The sequence below is a fragment of the Corallococcus macrosporus DSM 14697 genome (assembly GCF_002305895.1).
GTDB classification, from domain to species: Bacteria; Myxococcota; Myxococcia; order Myxococcales; family Myxococcaceae; genus Myxococcus; species Myxococcus macrosporus.
Map to the genome: position 1 here is coordinate 8,352,780 of NZ_CP022203.1, position 19,971 is coordinate 8,372,750.

Below are 19,971 nucleotides of genomic sequence, written 5' to 3' on the forward strand. Positions count from 1 at the left end.
CCCGCTACGCTTCGACCGGACGCAGCGCCCCCGCGCTCATCCGGTTGAAGCGCCACAGCAGCGCCACGGCCACGGCGATGAGGCCCGCGCACAGCCCCCACCAGATGCCCACCACGCCCAGGCCCAGCTTGAAGCCCAGCAGCAGCGTCAGCGGCAGGCCAATGGCGTAGTGCCCCACCATGTTGGCCAGGAAGGTGAAGCGCGTGTCGCCCGCCCCGCGCAGCACGCCCGCGCCCACGCCCTGCACGCCGTCGAACACCTGGAAGACGGCGCTCACCATCAGCAGCGGCACCACCAGCGGCAGCACGTCCTCGGGGGCGCCCGCCAGCTTCGCCAGGGGCGTGGGGAACAGCGCGAACAGCAGTCCGCCCAGCGCCATGAAGCCCGCGCCCCCCGCGAAGGCCATGAAGCCGCTCAGCCGCGCCTGCCGCCCGTTGCGCGCCCCCACCGCCCAGCCCACCCGGACGCTGCCCGCGTTGCCAATGCCCATGGCCACCGTGAAGGTGACGCTCGCGAAGGAGATGGCGATTTGGTGCGCCCCCACGCTCGCCGGCCCCAGGCCCGCCGCCAGCACCCCCGCCAGCGCGAACACGCCAATCTCCGCGGCGAAGTGGAGCCCGATGGGGATGCCCAGCTTCACCGCCTGGGACAGGTCCGCCCACACGGGCCGCCGCGTGGAGGACTCGGCGCCCGCCAGGGGCCGCGCCCGCACCGCGAACGCCACCACGCCCAGCTGCACCGCGGTGCACAGCGTCGTCGCCAGCGCGGAGCCCGCCACGCCCATGGCGGGGATGGCCCGCAGCGGCCCGAAGGCGGCCGGCAACACCTCACCGCCGAACACCAGCAGCACGTCCGCGGCCAGGTTGAAGAGGTTGGCCGTCACCGTCGCCACCACCAGCGGCCGCGTGTAGGCCGTGGACTGGCAGTACGAGCGCACCATGAGGAAGGCCAGCATCAACGGCATGCTGGGCGCCCGCCACACCAGGTAGTCCTGGGCGCCCGCCACCTCGGCCTCGCCAATGCCGGCAAGCAACAACAGCGGCGGCGTCAGCAACAGCAGCGCCCCCAGCAGCACCCCCGCGAAGAGCGCCATCCAGCCGCCCTGCCAGAGCAGGCCCCGGGCCCGGGTGAAGTGCCGCGCGCCCATGGCCTGGGACATCATCGGGTCGAAGCCCATCATCAGGCCCATGCCGAAGCCGCTGACCGCGAAGAAGAGGCCGTTGCCCAGGCCCACCGCCGCCAGCGAGGCCGTCCCCGCGCGGCCCACCACCAGCGTGTCCACCAGCCCCATGAGCGCCTGCCCGCCCTGGGCGATGGCAATGGGAATCGCCAGCCGGGCCAGCGCCCGAAGCTCGGTGCGGGGGGTATTCACGGAGGATGATGGCAACACGGCGGTGGACATGGGGAGTGCGCCTATAGCGCCTTCCAGAAGGGAATGCGCTGCCCACGTCCGACGCCCCGGCGCCCCTCGCCTGACCGGAGGGCCTGACTTCACCTCCGGGACACGTCCCCCTGGGACACCCGACGTCCCAGGGGGCAGGCCCCCGTCACCCGCGCGTCACGGCGCCCAGGGCCCGGACGGCGCCGGCGGCAGGAAGGGCGCGGTGACCAGCGGCGTCTGGAGGCTGTCCACGTGGGACACGCGAACCCCCGCGTCGGAGATGGTGTAGACGTAGTCGTCCGCCATGATGCTGCGGCGCACCGTGGGCTGCCAGTACCAGCTCCAGTTCCGGAAGTTGAACGCCTGGTACATGTCCCGCATGGAGACGGTGCCCACCGGCGAGAAGCCCGTGGCCGTGTCCACCCGGAAGACGCGCAGCTCGCTGCGGAAGCCGGACCAGTAGTCGTACGCGGTGTAATCCCAGTCCGTGAAGGGCAGCGCCAGCAGCCCCTTGGCGGGGAAGTAGGTGAAGGCCTTGTGCTCGTGCAGCGCCTCGCTGTGGCTGCTCATGGAGCCCAGCTGGTGCGTGAAGGTCTCCCGGGGGTTCGCCAGGTCGCTCACGTCGAAGAGCGACAGCTTCAGGGCGCGGCCCTCCCAGGTGCCGTCCTCGGCGCGGTGCTCGCCGAAGGTGAGCAGGTGCGTGTCCCCCAGCGGGTGGATGTACGTGGAGAAGCCCGGAATCTTCAGCTCGCCCACCTTGCGCGGGTTCGCCGGGTCGCTCAGGTCGAAGGTGAAGAGCGGGTCCACCTGCCGGAAGGTGACCACGTAGCCCCGCGTGCCCATGAAGCGCGCGCTGAAGATGCGCTCGCCCCGGGCCAGGTCCTCGCTGCGGCCCAGCGCCTTCAGGTGCCCGCCCTCCTCGCGGAACGTCACCACGCGGTTGACCGTCTCCGGCGGTGTCCACACGGTGTCGCCTTCGTTGTCCGGGTGCGCCTGGGGCGGCACCTCCACGGTGGTGGCCACGCGCAGGACGCCGTCATGCTCGTCCATGGCGAACTGGTTGATGATGAAGCCCTCCACCGTGCCGCTGCCCACGTAGGCGGCCTGGCCCGGGTCGCTGAGGTCGAACTTGTGGAGGTAGGTGTGCGTCGTCTGGCCCGCCTCCGGCCACCACCACCAGTGGCGAGACGCCACGTAGAGCGAGTCCTGGGACGCGTACACCTCGCCGGGCTGCCCCACCACGCTGGTCCGGCCAGGCGATGAATCACTCGCGTCCAGGTTCAGCGACAGCACCGACACCAGGCCCAGCCCGGTGGGCCCGTTGGCGCGGTAGAACGACGTGCAGTCATACGACAGCGGCTTCACCTCGCCCTCCGCCGTCACGCGCCGGCCCTTCGGCAGCCAGTACTCCAGCGCCTGGGCGCGGATGCGCTGCTCGTTCTGCTGGATGAGCCCGTCGATATACGCGACCAGCCGGTCCCGGTCGTTGAAGAGCCCCGGCGAATACTCGGGATAGAGGCGCACGTCCGCCGGCCAGCGGAACCCGTCCGAGAACACCAGGCGCACCGCGCTGTCCACGCGCCGGGCGCTGAGGTAGCCACCGGGCAGGTAGATTTGCTCCAGCACCCGCGGCGCCTCCAGGTCCGCCACGTCCACCACCGTCACCTTCACGGTGTTGCCGGACGCGTAGCCACAGCCGAGGCCCGCGCAGTCCATGACCGGAACGTCCGCGCCGCCGCGGCCTCCCGCCGTCGTCCCTGGCCGGTCCTCGGCCACCGCCGAGGTGATGACCAGCCGGTTGCGCTCGGCGTCGAGCAGCATCTCGCGCGGCCAGCCCTCCACTTCCAACGCGGCCGTGCGCGTGAGCTGCTCCGCGGGCCACGAGCGGTGGATGTAGAGCCGGGGGCCCGACAGCACGAAGATGCGCGTGCCGTCGTTCTGCACGAAGTCGGCCTCGTGAACGCCGGCCACCTGGTTGTTGGTGCCCGTGTAGTCGGTGGGCCGCTCGCCGCCTCCGGCGTTGTCCTCCTGCGGCATCGGCGCTCCCGTCGTGGGCGGCGACTCCCCTCCCCGGCCATCATCGGCGTAGACGTATTGCTTGTAGGCCTCCAGCGACGCGCGCATCTGCTTCGTCGCGGTGTCCTCGATGTGACGCTCCAGGGCCTCACAGCCAGGGAAGCTCTCCAGCCGGGCCTCCTGCTGCACGGGCTCGTTGTCGACCGGGGACAGCTTCGTGCCGCCCTCATCACACCCCGCCGCGACCACCGCCACCACTCCGGCCCAGCTCCAGCGTTTCCACTGCCGCATTCGACCCTCCCTTTTCACTTCGGCCCCACTGGCGGCCCCCGGGCCTCGCCGGTGCCACGCCAGCGGCGGCCGGGACACCTGCCACCGGCGTGCCAGCGCGGTGTCCACCTGGGAAACCCAGGCCTCGCGGCCTGTTGCGGGCGCCGAGGTCTCTCAGAAACCTGAGGCGCGTGGCGCACCTGGAGCCGGAAAACCGAGGCCCCGCGGCACGAAGCGGACGAACTGCTGGGTGAGCACCGGGTCCAGGTGCTCCAGCCGCAGGCCCATGCCCACCGCGGACCGGAAGACGCCCTGCGGCAGGGGCGGGTTGGACCACGCCACCGTCGCCTCGGCGGTGCAGGGCGCGCGCTGTCCCGCCAGGAGCACCTTCAACGACAGCCGGGTGCCCTCGCGGGCGGGCGTGAGGGTGCGCACGAAGAGCGCCCCCGGCCCCGCGTCATGGCTGAAGCCCGACAGCGTCGCCCCGCTGGAGGGGGTGAACTCCACCACCGTGAAGAAGGGCACGCGCTCGGCGGCGCGCAGCGGCGTATGGCCGGGCACCAGCCGCGCCAGCACGCGCCCGAGCAGCTCGTCCGCGCCCAGGTGGCGCTTCTCCAGCAGCGGCGCGCCGCCCAGCGCCTGCGCCCGGGCGAGCACCTCCTGGGACTCCTCCGCGCGCGACAGCAGCACCAGCGGCTTGCGCGGGTGCGCGTCATGGAGCTTCGTGGCCAGGGCGAGCGCCTCGCGCGGCGTGCGCGACACGTCCACCACGAAGCCGTCCAGCCGCGCGCCGTGTTCGGCCGCCAGGTTCGCCGCGTCCCCCATGTCCCGGGCGTAGAGGACGTGGAGGCCCTCCTGCTCCAGCGAGCCCCCCAGGAAGGTGTGCAGGAAGCGCCCGCCCTCCACCAGCAGCACGCGGCGCCCGCGCGGCGGCCCCTCGCGGGCGCGCTCCCGGGCCTGGCGCACCGCGGCCAGCTTCGCCTCCAGCGCGCCCAGCGCCACCGGCTTGGGCAGGAAGTCATCGGCCCCCGCGCGCCAGCAGTGCATCACCTCGTGCGGCTCGCCGCCGGAGGTGAACATGATGACGGGCACGTTGCGCCCCGCCGGGTGCGCCTTCACCAGCCGGCACACCTCGTCCCCCTGCATGCGCTCCATGCGCAGGTCCAACAGGATGAGCGCGGGGGTGCGCTTCGCCAGCTCGGCCATGCAGGCCTCGCCGCCCTCCAGCGCCACGGCCTCGCAGCCCAGCCGGGTCAGGTGCAGGCGCACCACCTCCCGGGCGGTGCGGGAGTCATCCACCACGAACACGGTGTCACGCGCGTTGGGAGGAGGGCTCATGCGTTCACGGATAGGGGGAAAGGGGTGCCAAGGCCACCGGCGCCCGGGGCCACCGTTGGGGGATGGACGCTCAGGCGCGAGGCTCCTGGCGACCGGACAACAACCGCGTGAGCTGCTTGGCGATGGTGGCGCACTGCGCCGCGTTGCCCGCGTCCAGGGCGCTGCGGCCGCCGTCCAGCAGGCGCTGCACCGTGCCCAGCGTGGCCTGCGCCTCCGGGCTGGGGTTCTCCTGCGCGCTGCGCTGGAGCAGCCGCGCCAGCTTCTCCCCGCGCTCCAGCAGCTTGCGGAACAGCTCCTCCGCGCGCTTCGCGTCCACCACGCCCTGCGAGCGCGCGTAGTGGGCCTGCTCCGCGCCCAGCTTCTCCGCCTCGCCCTGGGGCAAGCCCGCACGGGCCTCCAACCGGACGGCCTCCATGTTGCCGGTGGTCAGGTCGGTGGCCTTGACGGACAGGATGGCCTCGCTGGACAGCTCGAAGACGACCTCCAGCGGCACGTCTCCGCGCGCGCCGACGTGGAGGCGCTTGAGCACCACCTCGCCCAGCTTGTAGTTCTCGTCCTGGAACTCGCTCTCGCCCTGGTACACGGGGATGCGCGCTTCCTGCTGGCCGGAGCTGCCGGGATAGAAGATGTCGCGCGCCACCACGGGCACGCCGGTGTTCTTCGGGATGAGCCGCTTCACGCGCCCGCCCATGACGCCCACGCCCAGGCTCTGGCTGGCCACGTCCAGCAGCAGCGCCTGGCCGGACTGGCGGATGAGCTCGTCGGCCTGCACCGCGGCGCCCAGCGCCACGGCCTCGTCCGGGTGCACGTCCGTGGAGGGGGCGCGGCCGAAGAAGTCCGCCACCAACCGCCGCACCAGCGGCACGCGCGTCATGCCGCCCACCAGCAGCACCACGTCCACCGCGTGGGGGTCCATCTTCGCCTCGCGCATCACCGACTCGCAGACCTCGAGGCAGCGGCGCGACAGCGGCTCGGACAGCGTTTCGAAGAAGGCGCGCGTCAGCACCGTCTCCAGCTCCGCCATCCGCTTGCCCGGCGCCGAGTGGTCCCCCAGCCCGGCGACGTAGATGGACGCCTCTTCCTTCTCGGTGAGCTCGCGCTTGGCCTGCTCGGCGGCCACCTTCAGGCGGCGCAGGCTCTGCGCGTCCTGCGACACCACGTGGCGCAGCTCATCGTCCACCTGCGCCAGCAGCCACTGCACGATGCGCTGGTCGAAGTCCTCGCCGCCCAGCTTCGGGTCGCCGCCGGTGGCGCGCACCTCGAAGACGCCGGACTTCACCTCCAGGATGGACACATCGAAGGTGCCGCCGCCCAGGTCGAACACCAGCGCGTTGCCCTCGAAGCCGCGCGACAGGCCGTACGCCAGCGCCGCGGCGGTGGGCTCGTTCACCAGCCGCACCACGTCCAGGCCGGCGATGTTGGCCGCCTCGCGCGTGGCCTGGCGCTGGTTGTCGTCGAAGTTGGCGGGGACGGTGATGACGCACTTGGTGACGGGCCGGCCGAAGTGCGCCTGCGCGTCCAGGGCCAGCTCGCCCAGAATCATCGCGGACACCTGCGTGACGGGCATCACCCGCCCGGCCAGCCGCACGCGCACGTCACCGGCGGGGCCCGCCACCAGCGGATAGGGCACCAGCGCCTTCGCCTCCTGCACCAGCTCCGGCGTGTAGCGGCGCCCCAGGAAACGCTTGGTGGCCCAGATGACGGAGTCGGGGTGCTCCTCGGCCAGGGCTTGTGCCGCGACGCCCACCACGCGCTCGCCGGCTTTGTTCACGCCCAGGGTGGACGGCGTCAACCGGCCACCCGCGCGCGCGGGAATCAGGCGCGGGCGTCCGTCTTCCACGGTCGCCACGGCGCTGTTGGTAGTACCCAGGTCGATGCCGATGACGGGGTCGTGCATGGGGGGCCGAGAGGACACCACCCTACGGGTGTTCACACCAGCTCGCCAAGCCCCCTTCCCGCGCCTGCCTGCCGATAAGCGTCGCTTTCCCGCGCCTCGCTCCGGGCCAGCGGGCGGGCGCCCGGCGACAGGCCCCCCCGATGCCAGGGACGTTGCCCGGGGAAGGTCCCCGTGCTAAGGGCGCGACCGCCATGGTGAACGTGTCGATCGCCCGCCGCTACGCCCGCGCCCTCCTCGATGTCGCTTCGGAGGCGGGCCGCACTGACGCCGTCGCCGAGCAGCTCACTGCCTTCGCCGACGTCATCGCGAAGAACGCCGAGCTGACCGACGTGCTCGTCAACCCCGCCTACACCCGCGAGCAGCGCCTGCGGGTGGTGGAGTCGGTGATGAAGGCCGTCCCCGGCGGCCTGGAGCCCACGCTGACCAACACCCTCCGCCTGCTGGTGGACCGCAACCGCCTGGGTTACCTGGCGGACATCGCCCGCCTCTTCCGCGACATGGCGGATGCCCGCGCCGGCCGCGTCCGGGGCCACGTCACCAGCGCCGCGCCGCTCCCGGCGGACGCCCTGGCCCAGCTCCAGCAGACCCTGCAGCAGCTCACCCAGCGCAACGTCCTGCTGGAGACGCGCGTGGACCCCAGCCTGCTGGGGGGGGTCTCCGCCCAGGTGGGCAGCATCCTGTACGACGGCAGCATCCGCACCCAGCTCGAAGAGATGCGCCGCGAGCTGAAGCAGCGCTGAGCCTCGCCCGCTCGCCGGGCAACCAACGTTCCAGGTCGTCTGCATCACCCCGCAGTCCAGGGCTAACCTGTATTTCCAGTTGACCCTGACAGCGGTATACTCGCCAGCGGCGCGGGACAGACCCGCGCCGCCTGGACGACCTGACCATGCCGCAGTCCCTACTCCACCGGTATTCCGAAGGGCCGTCCACGCAGGCGGCGCCCGAGGAGGCGCGGCCCTTCCTGGGGGCGCTCCTGGGCGCGGCGGGGTGCGGGGTGGCGCTGCTGGACCGGGAGCTGCGTCCCTTGTGGGTGAACGCCTCCCTGGCGGCGCTGTCCGGCCTGGAGCCGCGCGCGCACGTGGGCCGTCCGCTGACGGAGCTGTGGCCGCAGGTGGCGCAGGCGCTGTCGCCGCTGCTGGCCCGGGCGTTGTCCGGCGAGGACGTGACGGAGGCGCCGGTGCGGGGCGTGCTGGCCCCCGCCGCGGGCGAACGGCACCTGCGGGTGGGCCTGTCCCCCGCGCTGAGTGGCGGCGTGCTGGCCGGGGTGGCGCTGTGGGTGCGAGACGAGACGGAGCGCGTCCTGGAGGAGCAGCGGCTGCGCGCGCGCGAGTCGCACATGCGCAGCCTGGCGGACGTGGCCTGTGACGGGCACTTCCTGCACGACAACGGCATCGTGCTGGACGCCAACCGCGCGCTGACGCAGCTCCTGGGCTACGCGTCGCCGTCGGAGTTGATTGGCCGGCACCTGGCGGACTGCGTGGCCCCGGAGTTCCGCTCGCAGGTGGGGCTGGTGCTGAGCCGCGGGCTGGAGACGCCCTATGAGGTGGTCGTCATGCGCCGCGACGGTCAGCGGCTGCCCATCGAGGTGCTGGGCCGCTACGTGACGTGGGAGGGCCGGCAGGTGCGGCTGGCCGCCGTCTGGGACATCCGCAGCCGCAAGGCCGCCGAGGAGCTCACGGCGAGCGCCGAGCAGTTCCGCCACCAGTTGCTGGGCGTCATGGATTCGGAGATGCGCTCGCCGCTCCAGACGCTGCACCAGGGCACGCGCACCTTGCAGCGGCTGGAGGGGCTGGAGGAGCCCCAGCGCACCCTGGTGGGCCAGGTGGCCAGGGCCGCCCGCCGGATGGAGCGGATGCTCCAGGAGCTGATGGACTTCACCCGCGCGCGGCTGGCGGGGGGCCTGGCGCTGCGGCCGGAGCCCGCCGTCCTCAGCGCGGTGGTGGAGCGCGTGGTGGAGGAGCGGCGCCGCGAGCACCCCCAGCGCGCCATCCGCCTGGAGGCCGAGGGTGACTTGCGCGGCCACTGGGACACCGGGCGGCTGGCGCAGCTCGCGGACCTCCTCCTGGGCAGCGTGCTGCAGCAGGGGACGGACGACGCGCCGGTGACGCTCCGCGCGGCCGGCGCCGTGGGCGGCGTCACCCTGAGCGTGCAGGGCCAGGGGCTCACGGTGGCCGCCGAGGAGCATGCCTCCCTCTTCGAGCCCTTCCGCAAGGAGCGCGGCGGCCAGCCGGAGGGGCTGGGCCTGGGGCTCTACATCGCGCGGCAGATCGCCCTCGCGCACGGCGGGAAGCTGGCGGTGGAGTCCGGCTCGGGGGGGGGCGTGCGCTTCGCGGCCTGGCTGCCCCGCGAGGGGCCCGGGCACTGAGGGCGTCCGGGGCGCCCGGGTTCAACGGCTGCTGATGCGCCAGAGTAGGCGGGCACGGCCTCGCGCCCGCCCCTGGAGCGGCGGGCCCGCGCCGCCTGTCCCACCCCTGAACGGGCGTCCTCCGCCGGCCCCGGGCCGGGTGGCGCGGACCGCATTGCAGCGGGTGGGTGTGCGTGGTAAGGGGCCCCGACTTCAAGGTTTCGGCGGCCTGCCCCACGTCGGCCGCCCCTGCGCAAGGACGCATACGCTCATGGAAATCCGCGCCGACGAGATCAGCAGAATCATCCGGGAGCAGATCAAGGACTACGGGAAGAAGGTCACCGTCGCGGAGACGGGCACCGTGCTGTCCGTGGGTGACGGTATCGCGCGCATCTACGGCCTCGAGGGCGCGCTCGCCGGTGAGCTGGTGGAGTTCGCCAACGGCGTGCAGGGCCTCGTGCTCAACCTGGAGGAGGACAACGTCGGCGTCGCCATCATGGGTGACTTCCAGTCCATCCGCGAGGGCGACACGGTCAAGCGCACCCAGCAGATCGCCTCCGTTCCCGTGGGCAAGGAGCTGCTCGGCCGCGTGGTGGACCCGCTCGGCAAGCCGCTGGACGGCAAGGGCCCCATCACCGCCACGGAGACGCGCCGCCTGGAGGTGAAGGCGCCGGGCATCGTGTCCCGCAAGAGCGTGCACGAGCCCCTGCAGACGGGCATCAAGGCGCTGGACGCGCTGGTGCCGGTGGGCCGCGGTCAGCGCGAGCTCATCATCGGTGACCGCCAGACGGGCAAGACGGCCGTCGCCATCGACACCATCATCAACCAGAAGGGCCTGAACGTTTACTGCATCTACGTGGCCATCGGCCAGAAGCAGTCGACGGTGGCCCAGGTGGTGGAGAAGCTGACCCGCTTCGGCGCCATGGAGTACACCACGGTGGTGGCGTCCAACGCCTCCGACCCGGCCCCCATGCAGTTCTTCGCGCCGTACGCCGGCGTGGCCATGGGCGAGTACTTCCGCGACAACAAGATGCACGCGCTCATCGTGTACGACGACCTGTCCAAGCAGGCCGTGGCGTACCGCCAGCTCTCGCTGCTGCTGCGCCGTCCGCCGGGACGCGAGGCCTACCCCGGCGACGTGTTCTACGTGCACAGCCGCCTGCTGGAGCGCGCCGCCAAGCTGTCCGACGAGGAGGGCGCCGGTTCGCTCACCGCGCTCCCCATCATCGAGACGCAGGCCGGTGACGTGTCGGCGTACATCCCGACGAACGTCATCTCCATCACCGACGGGCAGATCTTCCTCGAGACGGACCTCTTCTTCGCCGGCGTCCGCCCGGCCATCAACGTGGGCCTCTCCGTGTCCCGCGTCGGCTCGGCCGCGCAGATCAAGGCCATGAAGCAGGTGGCCGGCACCATGAAGCTGGAGCTGGCGCAGTACCGCGAGCTGGCCGCCTTCGCCCAGTTCGGCTCCGACCTGGACAAGGCCACCCAGGAGACGCTGGCGCGCGGCGCCCGCATGGTGGAGCTGCTCAAGCAGGGCCAGTACGAGCCCATGCCCGTCGAGAAGCAGGTCATGCAGATCTACGCCGCCACCAACCGCGACGACCCCAAGAAGCGCGGCTGGATTCGCGACATCCCCGTGGCCGACGTGGTCCGCTGGATGCGTGAGTTCCTGGAGTTCGCCGACGGCAAGCACCCGAACGTCGCCAAGGACCTGGCGTCGAAGCGCGAGATGACCGCCGACATCAAGACGGCGCTGAACAAGGCCATCACCGAGTTCAACGAGGTCTTCCAGCCGACGCCGGGCGCCAAGGTCTAATCCCTGGTCCAGGCGTGACGCGCGAGCCCCGCGCTCCCTTCACCGGGAGGCGGGGCTTCGTGTTTCCGGGAGGCGGGGCTTCAGCGCAGGCGGGCCAGCACGCCGTGCAGGCTGCGGTCCACGCCGCCGCGCGCGCCCAGCAGCTCCACCGCCTTCAGCTCGTAGGGCAGCACGTTGTCGCGGGCCACGAGCTGGACGTGCGCGCCCAGCGCGGCGGGCAGCGCCAGGTCCAGCTCGTAGATGTCACCGGCCACCAGCGTCTGTTCCGGCGTGGTGCCCGTGGCGTCCCAGACGCGCTTGAGGGCCTCGAAGTACCGGCCCCGGCGCAGGTAGACGGGGCGGCGCAGCACGCCGTCCAGCGTCTGCGCCTCCGGCACCGCGGTGAAGCGCGCGTCCGACGCGTCCGGCGCGTCCAGCAGGAACTTGCGGGCGTCCCCGGACACCTTCAGCTTCTCGCGGCCCCTGGGCGCGAGCTGGTCCAGCTTCTTCTCCACCAGGTCGGTGTGCGCGTTGGTCACCACCGTCACCGGCAGGCCCGTGGCCACCAGCGCCTCCAGCACCTCCTTCGCCTCCGGCTTGAAGGCGGTGGCCGAGTGCGCGTAGGCCTCGCGGTAGAGCGTCTGCACCACCTCGGAGCGGCGGGCCTCGTCCTGGCCCTTGCCGAAGCGCTGCATGATGCGGTGGGCCGCGCAGGTGGCCGTCAGGTACGGGTCCGCCGTGGCGGGCGCCACCACCCGGCCGCCCAAATCCCACCCCAGCGTGTCCCAACCCGCGCGCAACGCGGCGACCTCCTCCTCCCACGCGGACTCCAGGTCCTCCCCCACCGCCGCCGCCAAGCCCTGACGGAAATGCCGGAGGAAGGGCGCGCTCTCCGCCGCCACGTCCGTGAAGGTTCCGTCGAAGTCCAGCACCACGCACGCAATCGCCATCAGACCACCGGCTCCCGAAGTTGAGGAAAGGGGCCGGATGACGCCTCACCCGCGGCCCCGGAATCAAGCCCGCCCGCATCAGGGCCCCTGCCGCCCCGCCGCCCCCGGGAGCACCACCCCGCCGACGCGCCGTGGGGGCCACGCGCGTGCGCCGTGGCCCAGGTGCCGCCCGCTCCCACGTCCTCCCCTTGAAGCCTACCCCGCGCAAGCCGCTAACCTCGCGGGCATGGAAGCGACGCAGCGAAACGAATCGGCGCCCCCGCGCCGGGCGTGGCTGCCCTGGGGCCTGCTGGTGGGCGCGGTGCTGCTCGCCACGACGGGGGCCTGGGCGGGTACGCGCTCCATCTCCGCCCTGGTGGACCGCAACGACGCGCTGGCGCGCGAGGCGGCCGAGTCCGAGGCCCGCGTCGCGGAGCTCCAGGCCCTGCGCGACGCCATGTCACGCCGGCTGCGCACGCTGGAGCAGCAACACCACGCCGCCTACGCCGCCGCCGTGACGGCCAGCGCCGCGTGCACCACCGCCCTCCAGCCGCCGCCTCCACCTGGCAAGCCCGAGCCCCGGCGCTCCGCCAAGGCCAGGAAGCAGGGCCGGCGCTGACGGCGCGTTGCCCCCGGGTCCACACCGCCGCCGGGAGGTGTGGCCCCCCAGGCAACAGGGCCCACGCCCAACCCCGCGGAATGGCGGCCGGCGGCGCCCGGCCCGCCACGTGCTACCTCCGGAGCCACCGAGTCCCTTTCCGCTCCGAGGTCCACGCTCCATGTCCCCCTTCGCGCTTCGCGACACCCCGCGCTCTCCGCGGGCCGCGCTCCTGCTCCTGACCGCGCTGCTGCTCCCCCTGGCCCCGGCCCGGGCGGAGCCCGGCATCCGCATCCTGAACTCGCTCCGCGCCCAGGAGCTGGCCTTCAACGCGCTCACCACCAACCGCGACGCGCTGGACGCCCTCGTGTCGCAGCCCCTGCACTCCAAGGTGTTCGAGCGCGACGCCCGGCTGCGGCACACGCTGGAGCATCCCCCCGCCCGCAGCGTGATGACGTACCTGACGGAGTGCGCCCTGCCGCCCGGCGACGCGGTGGAGTGGACCAGCCGCGCCGGCGACACGTTCGTCTTCAAGGGCCAGGTGGGGCTGTGCCCGGAGTGGGCCCACGACAAGCCGAGCCCGTCCTGCCTGGGCTACGTGACGGCCTGCCTCCTGGCGCGCAACAACGCCTTCGGGCGCAGGGTGATGGTGTCCATGCGGGGCGAGGACCGCCGCGAGCCCCGGCGCTTCAACCCCTCCGGCGCCGCCCGGGAATGGAGCCCCATGTTCCTGCCCTGCCAGTCCGGTGAGGCGGGCCTCGACGCGGAGTGCGGCTGGCTGGGAGAGAGCGTGGGCACCTGCCGCCGAGGCGAGAAGGTGACGGTGGCAGCTGGCGCGCCCCACCCCGGCACCTGCACCGGCCGGATGGGCAGCATCCACGGAGACCGGGTGCTGCGCGTGTGCGAAGCCCCGGAGGGCTGCGCCTACCACGACCGCCTGGCGGACACGCTCGGGAACACCTGCGGCGGCATCGAGCCCAGCGTCGAGTTCACGTGCCCCGACAGCGGCCAGTACAGCATCATGTCCGCGCCCTTCTACCGCGCGGCGACGCCCGGCTCCTGGGTGGCGCCGGTGGCCACGTCCGGCACCTACCCCGCCGCGCCCTTCGGGGCCTTCACGTTCCGGGAGGGGGCCTTCTACGGGAACATGTTCGACTCGCGCGGCCTGACGGTGGAGGTCCTCCTCAACCCGGACACCTTGCAGCCCAAGCTCGTCGACCTGCGCTTCAAGGGCGTGGTCCATGAGAATGTCCACGCCTGTCACAGCCGGGACTGGGTGGACGGGGACAGCCACCTGCGCTCCCGCATCTGCGCCAACGCGGACATCGGCGGTGCCCGCATCCACGGCTGCATGGCCTACGCGTCGGGCCCCTGCGAGCCGGGCAGCTACAACCCCCTGCCGCCCCGCTGCAAGGTGAGTGACGGCGCCATCGTCGAGGGAGACGGGGACTTCGAGGGCTGCACGGACGCGAGGGGCTACGGCCACGACGAGCCCATCACCGTGTACCTGCGCTCCCCCTGCGAGGGCATCTCCCCCAAGTCACAGAGCGTGTGCGGGCTGAAGTGCGACTACGACAAGTTCCCGTTCAAGTGCGAGGACACGTGCGCGCTGCAGAAGTCCCCGGGGCAGTGCCTCCAGACGGACGCCTGCCTGAAGGACCCGGCCGAGTGCCCATCGCCCAAGGGCAAGTGAGGGGGATTGAATAAAGCGGGCCGCCGGGCGTCCAGGTCTCCGGCGGCCGCATCCCCGGCCCACCTTCAGGAGCTGACCTGTGTTCCCCATCCGGACCGCGCTGTGTGCCCTTCTCGCACTGGGACTGAGCCTGGGTCCGACGGAGGCGGAGGCCCGCTTCGGCAAGCGCTCGCGGCCGTCCCAGAGCGACTCCAATGACCGGGACCGGGATGACAAGAAGGAGCACGGCGCGTCCGCCATCGGCTCGGACGACGATGACGACAGGCCCCGCCGGAGCTCCCGGCGGCGCTCCTCCAGCGGCCGGCGGTACGTGAGCGACGGCGGCGCGTCGTTCAGTTGGTTCTCCTTCCTCTTCGTCACCGGCAACCACCGGCTGAGCGTGGCGCCGGAGCTGCGCGGCGAGCGCCACGCGGCGGCGCTGGCCTTCCGCGTGGGCGCCCAGGGCGGGTCGCTCAGCGAGACGGACGTCAGCGGGAGCGGCTTCAGCGGCGACCTGTTCCTGGGGCTGGAGGGCCGGCGCTTCGGCGTGGACCTGCGGCTGACGGGCCTGGGCCTGCCCACGGATGACGGGACGAGCGGCTCGGACGTCATCACCCTGACGCAGAGCCACCTCACCTGGGCGCTCATCTCCCACGAGCGCGCCCGCCTCCGCGTGGAGGCCGGTGTCAGCACCGCGACCGCGCCGGACATCTCGTTCGTGGGCGCCAGCTTCGCGGCCTCCCTGGAGGCCTGCATCGCGGGCCCCCTGGACCTGGAGGCCCGCCTGCAGGTGACGCCCTTCCCCTACCGGCAGTTGGACGCGAGCGCCGCGCTGGCGGTGCACCTGGGCGCGCTGGTGCTGCGCGGCGGCTACCGCGGCATGGTGCTGGACGACGCCGGCTACACGGACGGCATCGCCAACGTCGACACCTTCCACGGCCCCTTCCTGGGCGTGGGCCTCTCCTACTGAGGTCCGCGGAAGGCCGCTGACGTCCTCACGCCCGCGCCGGCGCGCCACCCGCGCTCACGCGGGCGTCTTCACGGCGGCGCTGTCCGGCGGACAGTGGCGCCGGGCCGCGTCCAGCAGCATCTCCAGGCGCACCGGCTTGCGCAGCACGCCCGCCGCGCCGGTGGGCAGCGGCCCGGCCTCCGCCGTCATCACCACCACCCGCGTCCCGGCGAAGCGCTCATCGGCCCGCAGCCGCTCCAGCAGCCCGCGGCCGTCCACGCGCGGAATCTCCCAGTCGAGCAGCACGAGGCAGGCGGACTCCAACGCCGCGAGCACCCGCAGGGCCTCCACGGCGTTGATGGCCATGGACACCTCGAAGCCCTCGTCGTGCAGCGCCTCCGCCATGGCCCCCCGAACGTCCGGGTCATCCTCCACAATCAGGACCTGCGGTGGCACCACGGGCTGAGTCACACCCGGCACCCTAGTCCCTCCTTCGCCGTGAGGCACGAGCGACTTCGCCGCATTCCGCTCTCTGTCAAAGCATGAGCATCTGCCGGGCCTGTGCATGCAGATATTACAGGCAGGCTACGGGCCTCCGCGCACGCGCCCGCGGCGAGTCACCGCGACGTCGCGCACGCGCGCTCCGGACGCGCCCGCCCCACGAGCATTCACCTGGTGGCACTTGCGACCGCGGCGCGCGGGCGCGGTGTCGGGCGCCGCACAGCACCCGCTAGCGGACGGCGGCCCGCGCCTGGAGGCCCATGGCCGCGAGGGAGGGAAGGCGGTTGAATCCCTCCACCCCCGACCGTCCCACGAGGAGTGGACCTTGCCCGCATCCCAGGCCGTGCTGTGCGCCGCGCTCGCGGCCGGTGTCCTCCTGGGCCCGGCGCCCGCCCAGGCGCGCTTCGGCAAGCGCGAGGCCGCCTCCCAGCAAGGCACGTCCCGCCCGTCGTCGCAGGCCCAGACGTCGCGCGGGGGCGGCGCGCGCGAACACCCGGCCTCCGCCATTGGCCAGCCCCGCGGCAACCGCCGCGCCCACCCGGCCTCCGCCATTGGCCGCGAGCGGCCTCCCCGGCGAGACGATGCCCCCCGCCGGCGGCGCTCGCGCGTGCGCCGGCGCCCCCCCGGCGCCGTCGTCACGGCGGCCGTCATGGGCGCCAGCCGTCCCGGCTACGCCGCCGTGGCCGCCACGCCGCGCTTGAGGCGTGAGCCGGAGGACACCGTGCCGCTGCAGGTGCGCCTGGGCGTGCAGGGCGACCTGCTGGGCGAGGGCGGCGCCATGGGGCTCTTCATGGCCATGGACGGCCGCACCCTGGGCCTGGACGCGCGCCTCACCGGCATGGCGCTGCCCGCGACGGACGGCTCGGACGCCACCGACCGCATCACGCTGATGAGCGCGCATGCCTCGGCGGCGCTGTGGGCGGCGGAGCGGGGCCGGCTGCGGCTGGAGGCTGGCGTCGCCAGCGCGCACGGCCCCAGCATCATCTTCGTGGGCCCCAGCTTCGGCGCGTCCCTGGAGGCCTGCATCGGCCCCTCGCCGATGGACCTCGAGGCTCGCGTGCAGGCGGTGCCCTTCCCACACCGGCAGGTGGACGCGCAGGCGGGCCTGGCCGTGCACGTGGGCTCGCTCCACCTGCGCGGCGGCTGGCGGGCGCTCTACCTCAACGACGCCGGGCACACGAACGGGGAGGAGCAGGTCGAGCGGCTCACCGGCCCGTACGTCGGGCTGGGCCTCACGTTCTGACGGCCGCGGACGGCGCTGGCCGGGGCCCCCTGGCGCGGGCCCCAGCCAGCCGTCCGCCCGCGCTACTCCTCGGACGCCGCGGCCATGGGCGCCGAGCCGCCGCCCAGCTCCGCCACGTTGGACGTCGCGGGCCCGGTGCCCCGCTGCTTGGCGCCGCGCCGCTTCGGCGGAGGCGCCAGCCGAGGCTGCATGCCGAACAGGCGCTCGTACGTCTCCGGCGTGTTGATGTTCACCACCACGCCCGGGTCCTTCACCGCCACGCGGCGCGCCTTCAGCGCCGCCAGGGCGGGCTCGAGCTGCGGGCCCTCCGCGGCGCGCAGCCGCTCCGCCGCGCTCCGCGAGAGCACCAGCGGCCAGCCTGGCGCGCCCTCGAACTCCGGCCGCAGCAGCTCGTCCGCGTCCCCCATCATCTTCAGGAGGGACTTGAGCGTGGTCGCGCGCAGCGCCGGCATGTCCACCGGATGCAGCAGCACCACGTCCGCCCCCGCCTCCAGCGCGGCCTCCAGCCCCGCCTTCACCGATAGGAGTGGCCCTTCCTGCCACCGCTCCGCCTCCACCAATTCCAGCCCCGGGTGCTGCTCGCGCACCGCCTCGGAGTCCTTCCCCACCACGCCAAGCACCATGGAGCCCGCCTTGCCAAAGGTGGATGCCAGGGACTGGAGGAAGCTCTTGCCTCCCTCGTGCTCGATAAGCGCCTTGGGGTGGGCCATCCGCCGGGCCTCACCCGCAGCGAGGATGATCGCCACTGCCTTCATGCCACGCCTCCTCCGCCCCCATGAATTGAACGCCAGCAGGCCCGGGGGCCTTCGCTCAAAGGCTGTGGCGTCCGCGTAGGATTGCAGCCCACCCCCGGGTCCCAGCCGTCAGCCAGCCGCCAGTCACTCCGCACGGGTGTCTGCTGGATGAGCCTCCGGCCAGGCGCTCCGTCCGCTACCCGTCATCCGAAACGCCGCGCCCTGTCGTGGGGCTCCCCGAGCGGCACGGTGGGCCCCAGCGGCACCACGCGCGTGGGGTTCACCGTCGTCTGGCTCCAGTAATAGTGCAGCTTGATGTGGTCCAGCTGCGTCGTCTCCGTGAAGCCGGGCGTCTGGTAGAGGTCCTTCAGGTACCCCCACAGGTTCGGATAGTCCTGGATGCGCCGCAGGTTGCACTTGAAGTGGGCGTGGTACACGAGGTCGAAGCGCACCAGCGTCGTGTAGAGGCACACGTCCGCCTCGGTGAGCGTGGCGCCGCACAGGTAGCGCCGCGTGCCCAGCACCTGCTCCCACGTGTCCAGCGCGGCGAACAGCTCGCGGCACGCGTCCTCGTAGGCCTGCTGGCGGGTGGCGAAGCCGGCGCGGTACACGCCGTTGTTGATGGACGGGTAGAGGGCGTCCAGCGTGGCGTCCACCTGCGCGCGCAGGTGCGGCGGCGCGAGCTGCACGGACGCGTCCCCGTACGCGTCGAACTCCGTGTCCAGCATGCGCAAGAGCTCGCGCGACTCGTTGTTGACCACCGTCTCCCGCTGCCTGTCCCAGAGCACCGGCACCGTGACGCGGCCCGTGTAGTCCGCGCGGGCCTTCACGTAGAGCTCCCGCAGGAACTGGAAGCCGTAGAAGGGCTCCGGATCCGAGCCGGGGTAGCCCTGGAAGGTCCACCCGTCATCGCCCATGCGCGGGTCCACCACCGTCAGGCCGATGGCGCCCTCCAGCTTCTTCAGCTTGCGGATGATGGCCAGCCGGCTGGCCCACGGGCACGCGTAGGAGATGTAGAGGTGGTAGCGCCCCGGCTCGGCGGGCAGGCCGCTGGCGCCATCCGCCGTCACGCGCTCGCGGAACACCGTGGGCGGGCGCTCGAAGCGCCCCTCCGCGTCCGGCGCGTACCAGCCCGCGTGCCACCTGCCCTCAATCAACTGCCCCATCGCGTGCGCCTCCCGGCGTTCAACGTGTCCATCCTCGCCGCCAGGTGCACGCCCCCTGGCGCGGACTTCCGCTCCCAGGCCGGGCGCACCCGACGCGGCGTGCGCGGCGGCGCGCCGCCTTCTGACACCGCTGCAACCTTGCACCGCCAGACACCTGCGCACACCGGGGCGCCTTGAGGCACACCCAGCCCCCCTGGCTACGGTGACGCGCGTTCGGAGTTCACTCGGGAGGTCGCGACATGACGGAGTCCACGCACCATGGCCAGACGCAGCACGGACGACCCTGGGTGCCCTGGCTGGTGACGGCGCTGGTGGTGCTGATGTCGGGCGCCGTGATGTACCTGGCGCACCAGGGGACGAGCCGGGCCGAGGCCCTGGCCGAGCGGTCCCGCCAGGACGCCGTGGACGCCGCCAACCGCGCGCGCGACGCGGAGTCCGCGCGGCTCCAGCTGGAGCAGAAGCTGGCGGCGCTGGAGGCCGAGCGCACCCGGCTGGCCACGGAGAAGGAGCAGCTCAGCACGGAGAAGGACCAGCTCAGCCAGACGGTGCAGGAGCAGGAGGCGGAGCTGGCGAAGCTGAAGGCCACCTACGACGACCTGGAGGACAAGATGAAGGCGGAGATCGCCGAGGGCGCCATCCGCCTGTCCCAGGCGGAGGGCCGCATCCAGGTGGACCTGGTGGACAAGGTGCTGTTCGACTCCGGCGACGCGAGCATCAGCGCGCGCGGCCAGGAGGTGCTGACGCGGCTGGGCAGCGTGCTGGCCAAGGTGGAGGACAAGTCCATCCAGGTGTCGGGCCACACGGATGACTCGCCGCCGACGCAGAAGCTGCAGAGCACCTTCCCGTCCAACTGGGAGCTGTCCGTGGCGCGCGCGGTGAACGTGGTGCGCTTCCTCCAGGAGACCGGCGGCGTGCCCGCGCGCCGGCTGGTGGCGGCGGGCTACGGGCAGATGCGGCCGGTGTCCAGCAACGCCACCCCGCAGGGCCGCGCGCGCAACCGGCGCATCGAGGTGCTCCTCATGCCGGACCTGCCCTCCAAGCGCACGCCGCCCGCGGCGGTGCGGCGCGCGCTGGCGGGAGGAACCACGCCCAAGGCCCAGGCGAAGCCCGCGCGCGGGACGAAGTAGCCCCGCGC

Annotated in this window: 16 protein-coding genes; 8 read left to right on the forward strand and 8 right to left on the reverse strand. The window is 72.9% G+C overall.

All coding sequences use genetic code 11. The annotated features are described in order from the left end of the window. Nucleotides 1-4: 4 nt before the first annotated feature. The 4 genes from MYMAC_RS33930 to MYMAC_RS33945 form a co-directional block, all read right to left on the reverse strand. Nucleotides 5-1,402 carry an MATE family efflux transporter gene (locus tag MYMAC_RS33930; RefSeq protein ID WP_095961073.1) on the reverse strand — a complete coding sequence of 466 codons (1,398 nt, stop codon included), beginning with the start codon at nt 1,400-1,402 and terminating at the stop codon, nt 5-7. A 156-nt stretch (nt 1,403-1,558) separates the two neighbouring features. Continuing rightward, nucleotides 1,559-3,766, reverse strand: a complete 2,208-nt coding sequence (locus tag MYMAC_RS33935; RefSeq protein ID WP_095961781.1) for a beta-propeller domain-containing protein — start codon at nt 3,764-3,766, stop codon at nt 1,559-1,561. Between the two features lie 75 nt (nt 3,767-3,841). Continuing rightward, nucleotides 3,842-5,005, reverse strand: coding sequence for a TIGR02266 family protein (locus tag MYMAC_RS33940; RefSeq protein ID WP_013937325.1), 1,164 nt, complete (start codon nt 5,003-5,005; stop codon nt 3,842-3,844). A gap of 70 nt (nt 5,006-5,075) precedes the next feature. After that, nucleotides 5,076-6,902 carry an Hsp70 family protein gene (locus MYMAC_RS33945; protein WP_095961074.1) on the reverse strand — a complete coding sequence of 609 codons (1,827 nt, stop codon included), beginning with the start codon at nt 6,900-6,902 and terminating at the stop codon, nt 5,076-5,078. A 191-nt stretch (nt 6,903-7,093) separates the two neighbouring features. On the opposite strand from MYMAC_RS33945, the gene atpH reads away from it, so the two are divergent. The 3 genes from atpH (at nt 7,094) to atpA (ending at nt 11,065) form a co-directional block, all read left to right on the forward strand. Next, nucleotides 7,094-7,642, forward strand: a complete 549-nt coding sequence (atpH, locus tag MYMAC_RS33950) for an ATP synthase F1 subunit delta (protein ID WP_013937323.1) — start codon at nt 7,094-7,096, stop codon at nt 7,640-7,642. Nucleotides 7,643-7,788: 146 nt separating this feature from the next. Further along, the gene (locus MYMAC_RS33955) at nt 7,789-9,267 is read left to right on the forward strand and encodes a PAS domain-containing sensor histidine kinase (RefSeq protein ID WP_095961075.1); all 1,479 of its coding nucleotides are present in this window, start codon (nt 7,789-7,791) and stop codon (nt 9,265-9,267) included. 250 nt (nt 9,268-9,517) lie between these two features. Then, entirely contained in the window at nt 9,518-11,065 is a 1,548-nt protein-coding gene (gene atpA, locus MYMAC_RS33960) for a F0F1 ATP synthase subunit alpha (protein WP_013937321.1), read from the forward strand. Nucleotides 11,066-11,145: 80 nt separating this feature from the next. Here atpA and MYMAC_RS33965 read toward each other — a convergent pair whose 3' ends face one another. Continuing rightward, nucleotides 11,146-11,994 (reverse strand): HAD family hydrolase, encoded by an 849-nt coding sequence (locus MYMAC_RS33965; protein WP_013937320.1) that lies wholly within the window; start codon nt 11,992-11,994, stop codon nt 11,146-11,148. Nucleotides 11,995-12,220: 226 nt separating this feature from the next. Here MYMAC_RS33965 and MYMAC_RS33970 point away from each other — a divergent pair, with 226 nt between their 5' ends. The 3 genes from MYMAC_RS33970 (at nt 12,221) to MYMAC_RS33980 (ending at nt 15,213) form a co-directional block, all read left to right on the forward strand. Further along, the gene (locus MYMAC_RS33970) at nt 12,221-12,592 is read left to right on the forward strand and encodes a hypothetical protein (RefSeq protein WP_013937319.1); all 372 of its coding nucleotides are present in this window, start codon (nt 12,221-12,223) and stop codon (nt 12,590-12,592) included. 160 nt (nt 12,593-12,752) lie between these two features. Continuing rightward, complete coding sequence (locus MYMAC_RS33975) at nt 12,753-14,264, forward strand: hypothetical protein (protein WP_204817183.1); 1,512 nt, start codon at nt 12,753-12,755, stop codon at nt 14,262-14,264. Nucleotides 14,265-14,343: 79 nt separating this feature from the next. Beyond that, the gene (locus tag MYMAC_RS33980) at nt 14,344-15,213 is read left to right on the forward strand and encodes a hypothetical protein (RefSeq protein WP_095961077.1); all 870 of its coding nucleotides are present in this window, start codon (nt 14,344-14,346) and stop codon (nt 15,211-15,213) included. A 54-nt stretch (nt 15,214-15,267) separates the two neighbouring features. Here the strand turns inward: MYMAC_RS33980 and MYMAC_RS33985 are convergent, their stop codons facing one another. After that, entirely contained in the window at nt 15,268-15,672 is a 405-nt protein-coding gene (locus tag MYMAC_RS33985) for a response regulator (protein WP_095961078.1), read from the reverse strand. Between the two features lie 346 nt (nt 15,673-16,018). On the opposite strand from MYMAC_RS33985, the gene MYMAC_RS33990 reads away from it, so the two are divergent. Next, nucleotides 16,019-16,936, forward strand: coding sequence for a hypothetical protein (locus MYMAC_RS33990; protein WP_204817186.1), 918 nt, complete (start codon nt 16,019-16,021; stop codon nt 16,934-16,936). Nucleotides 16,937-16,998: 62 nt separating this feature from the next. On the opposite strand, the gene MYMAC_RS33995 is transcribed toward MYMAC_RS33990, so the two are convergent. Both MYMAC_RS33995 and MYMAC_RS34000 read right to left on the reverse strand, forming a co-directional pair. Further along, nucleotides 16,999-17,691: a nucleotidyltransferase family protein gene (locus tag MYMAC_RS33995; RefSeq protein ID WP_013937314.1), complete on the reverse strand. Its 693-nt coding sequence runs from the start codon at nt 17,689-17,691 to the stop codon at nt 16,999-17,001. A gap of 182 nt (nt 17,692-17,873) precedes the next feature. Further along, entirely contained in the window at nt 17,874-18,836 is a 963-nt protein-coding gene (locus MYMAC_RS34000) for a glutathione S-transferase family protein (protein ID WP_095961079.1), read from the reverse strand. Between the two features lie 239 nt (nt 18,837-19,075). Here MYMAC_RS34000 and MYMAC_RS34005 point away from each other — a divergent pair, with 239 nt between their 5' ends. Beyond that, the gene (locus tag MYMAC_RS34005) at nt 19,076-19,963 is read left to right on the forward strand and encodes an OmpA family protein (protein WP_095961080.1); all 888 of its coding nucleotides are present in this window, start codon (nt 19,076-19,078) and stop codon (nt 19,961-19,963) included. Nucleotides 19,964-19,971: the final 8 nt, after the last annotated feature.

Bases quoted from the DNA above. Each gene is read 5' to 3' on its own strand.
- MYMAC_RS33930 (WP_095961073.1), bottom strand. From the start codon at position 1,402: ATGTCCACCGCCGTGTTGCCATCATCCTCCGTGAATACCCCCCGCACC.
- MYMAC_RS33940 (WP_013937325.1), bottom strand. From the start codon at position 5,005: ATGAGCCCTCCTCCCAACGCGCGTGACACCGTGTTCGTGGTGGATGAC.
- MYMAC_RS33945 (WP_095961074.1), bottom strand. From the start codon at position 6,902: ATGCACGACCCCGTCATCGGCATCGACCTGGGTACTACCAACAGCGCC.
- atpH (WP_013937323.1), top strand. From the start codon at position 7,094: ATGGTGAACGTGTCGATCGCCCGCCGCTACGCCCGCGCCCTCCTCGAT.
- MYMAC_RS33955 (WP_095961075.1), top strand. From the start codon at position 7,789: ATGCCGCAGTCCCTACTCCACCGGTATTCCGAAGGGCCGTCCACGCAG.
- atpA (WP_013937321.1), top strand. From the start codon at position 9,518: ATGGAAATCCGCGCCGACGAGATCAGCAGAATCATCCGGGAGCAGATC.
- MYMAC_RS33965 (WP_013937320.1), bottom strand. From the start codon at position 11,994: ATGGCGATTGCGTGCGTGGTGCTGGACTTCGACGGAACCTTCACGGAC.
- MYMAC_RS33970 (WP_013937319.1), top strand. From the start codon at position 12,221: ATGGAAGCGACGCAGCGAAACGAATCGGCGCCCCCGCGCCGGGCGTGG.
- MYMAC_RS33975 (WP_204817183.1), top strand. From the start codon at position 12,753: ATGTCCCCCTTCGCGCTTCGCGACACCCCGCGCTCTCCGCGGGCCGCG.
- MYMAC_RS33995 (WP_013937314.1), bottom strand. From the start codon at position 17,691: ATGAAGGCAGTGGCGATCATCCTCGCTGCGGGTGAGGCCCGGCGGATG.
- MYMAC_RS34000 (WP_095961079.1), bottom strand. From the start codon at position 18,836: ATGGGGCAGTTGATTGAGGGCAGGTGGCACGCGGGCTGGTACGCGCCG.
- MYMAC_RS34005 (WP_095961080.1), top strand. From the start codon at position 19,076: ATGACGGAGTCCACGCACCATGGCCAGACGCAGCACGGACGACCCTGG.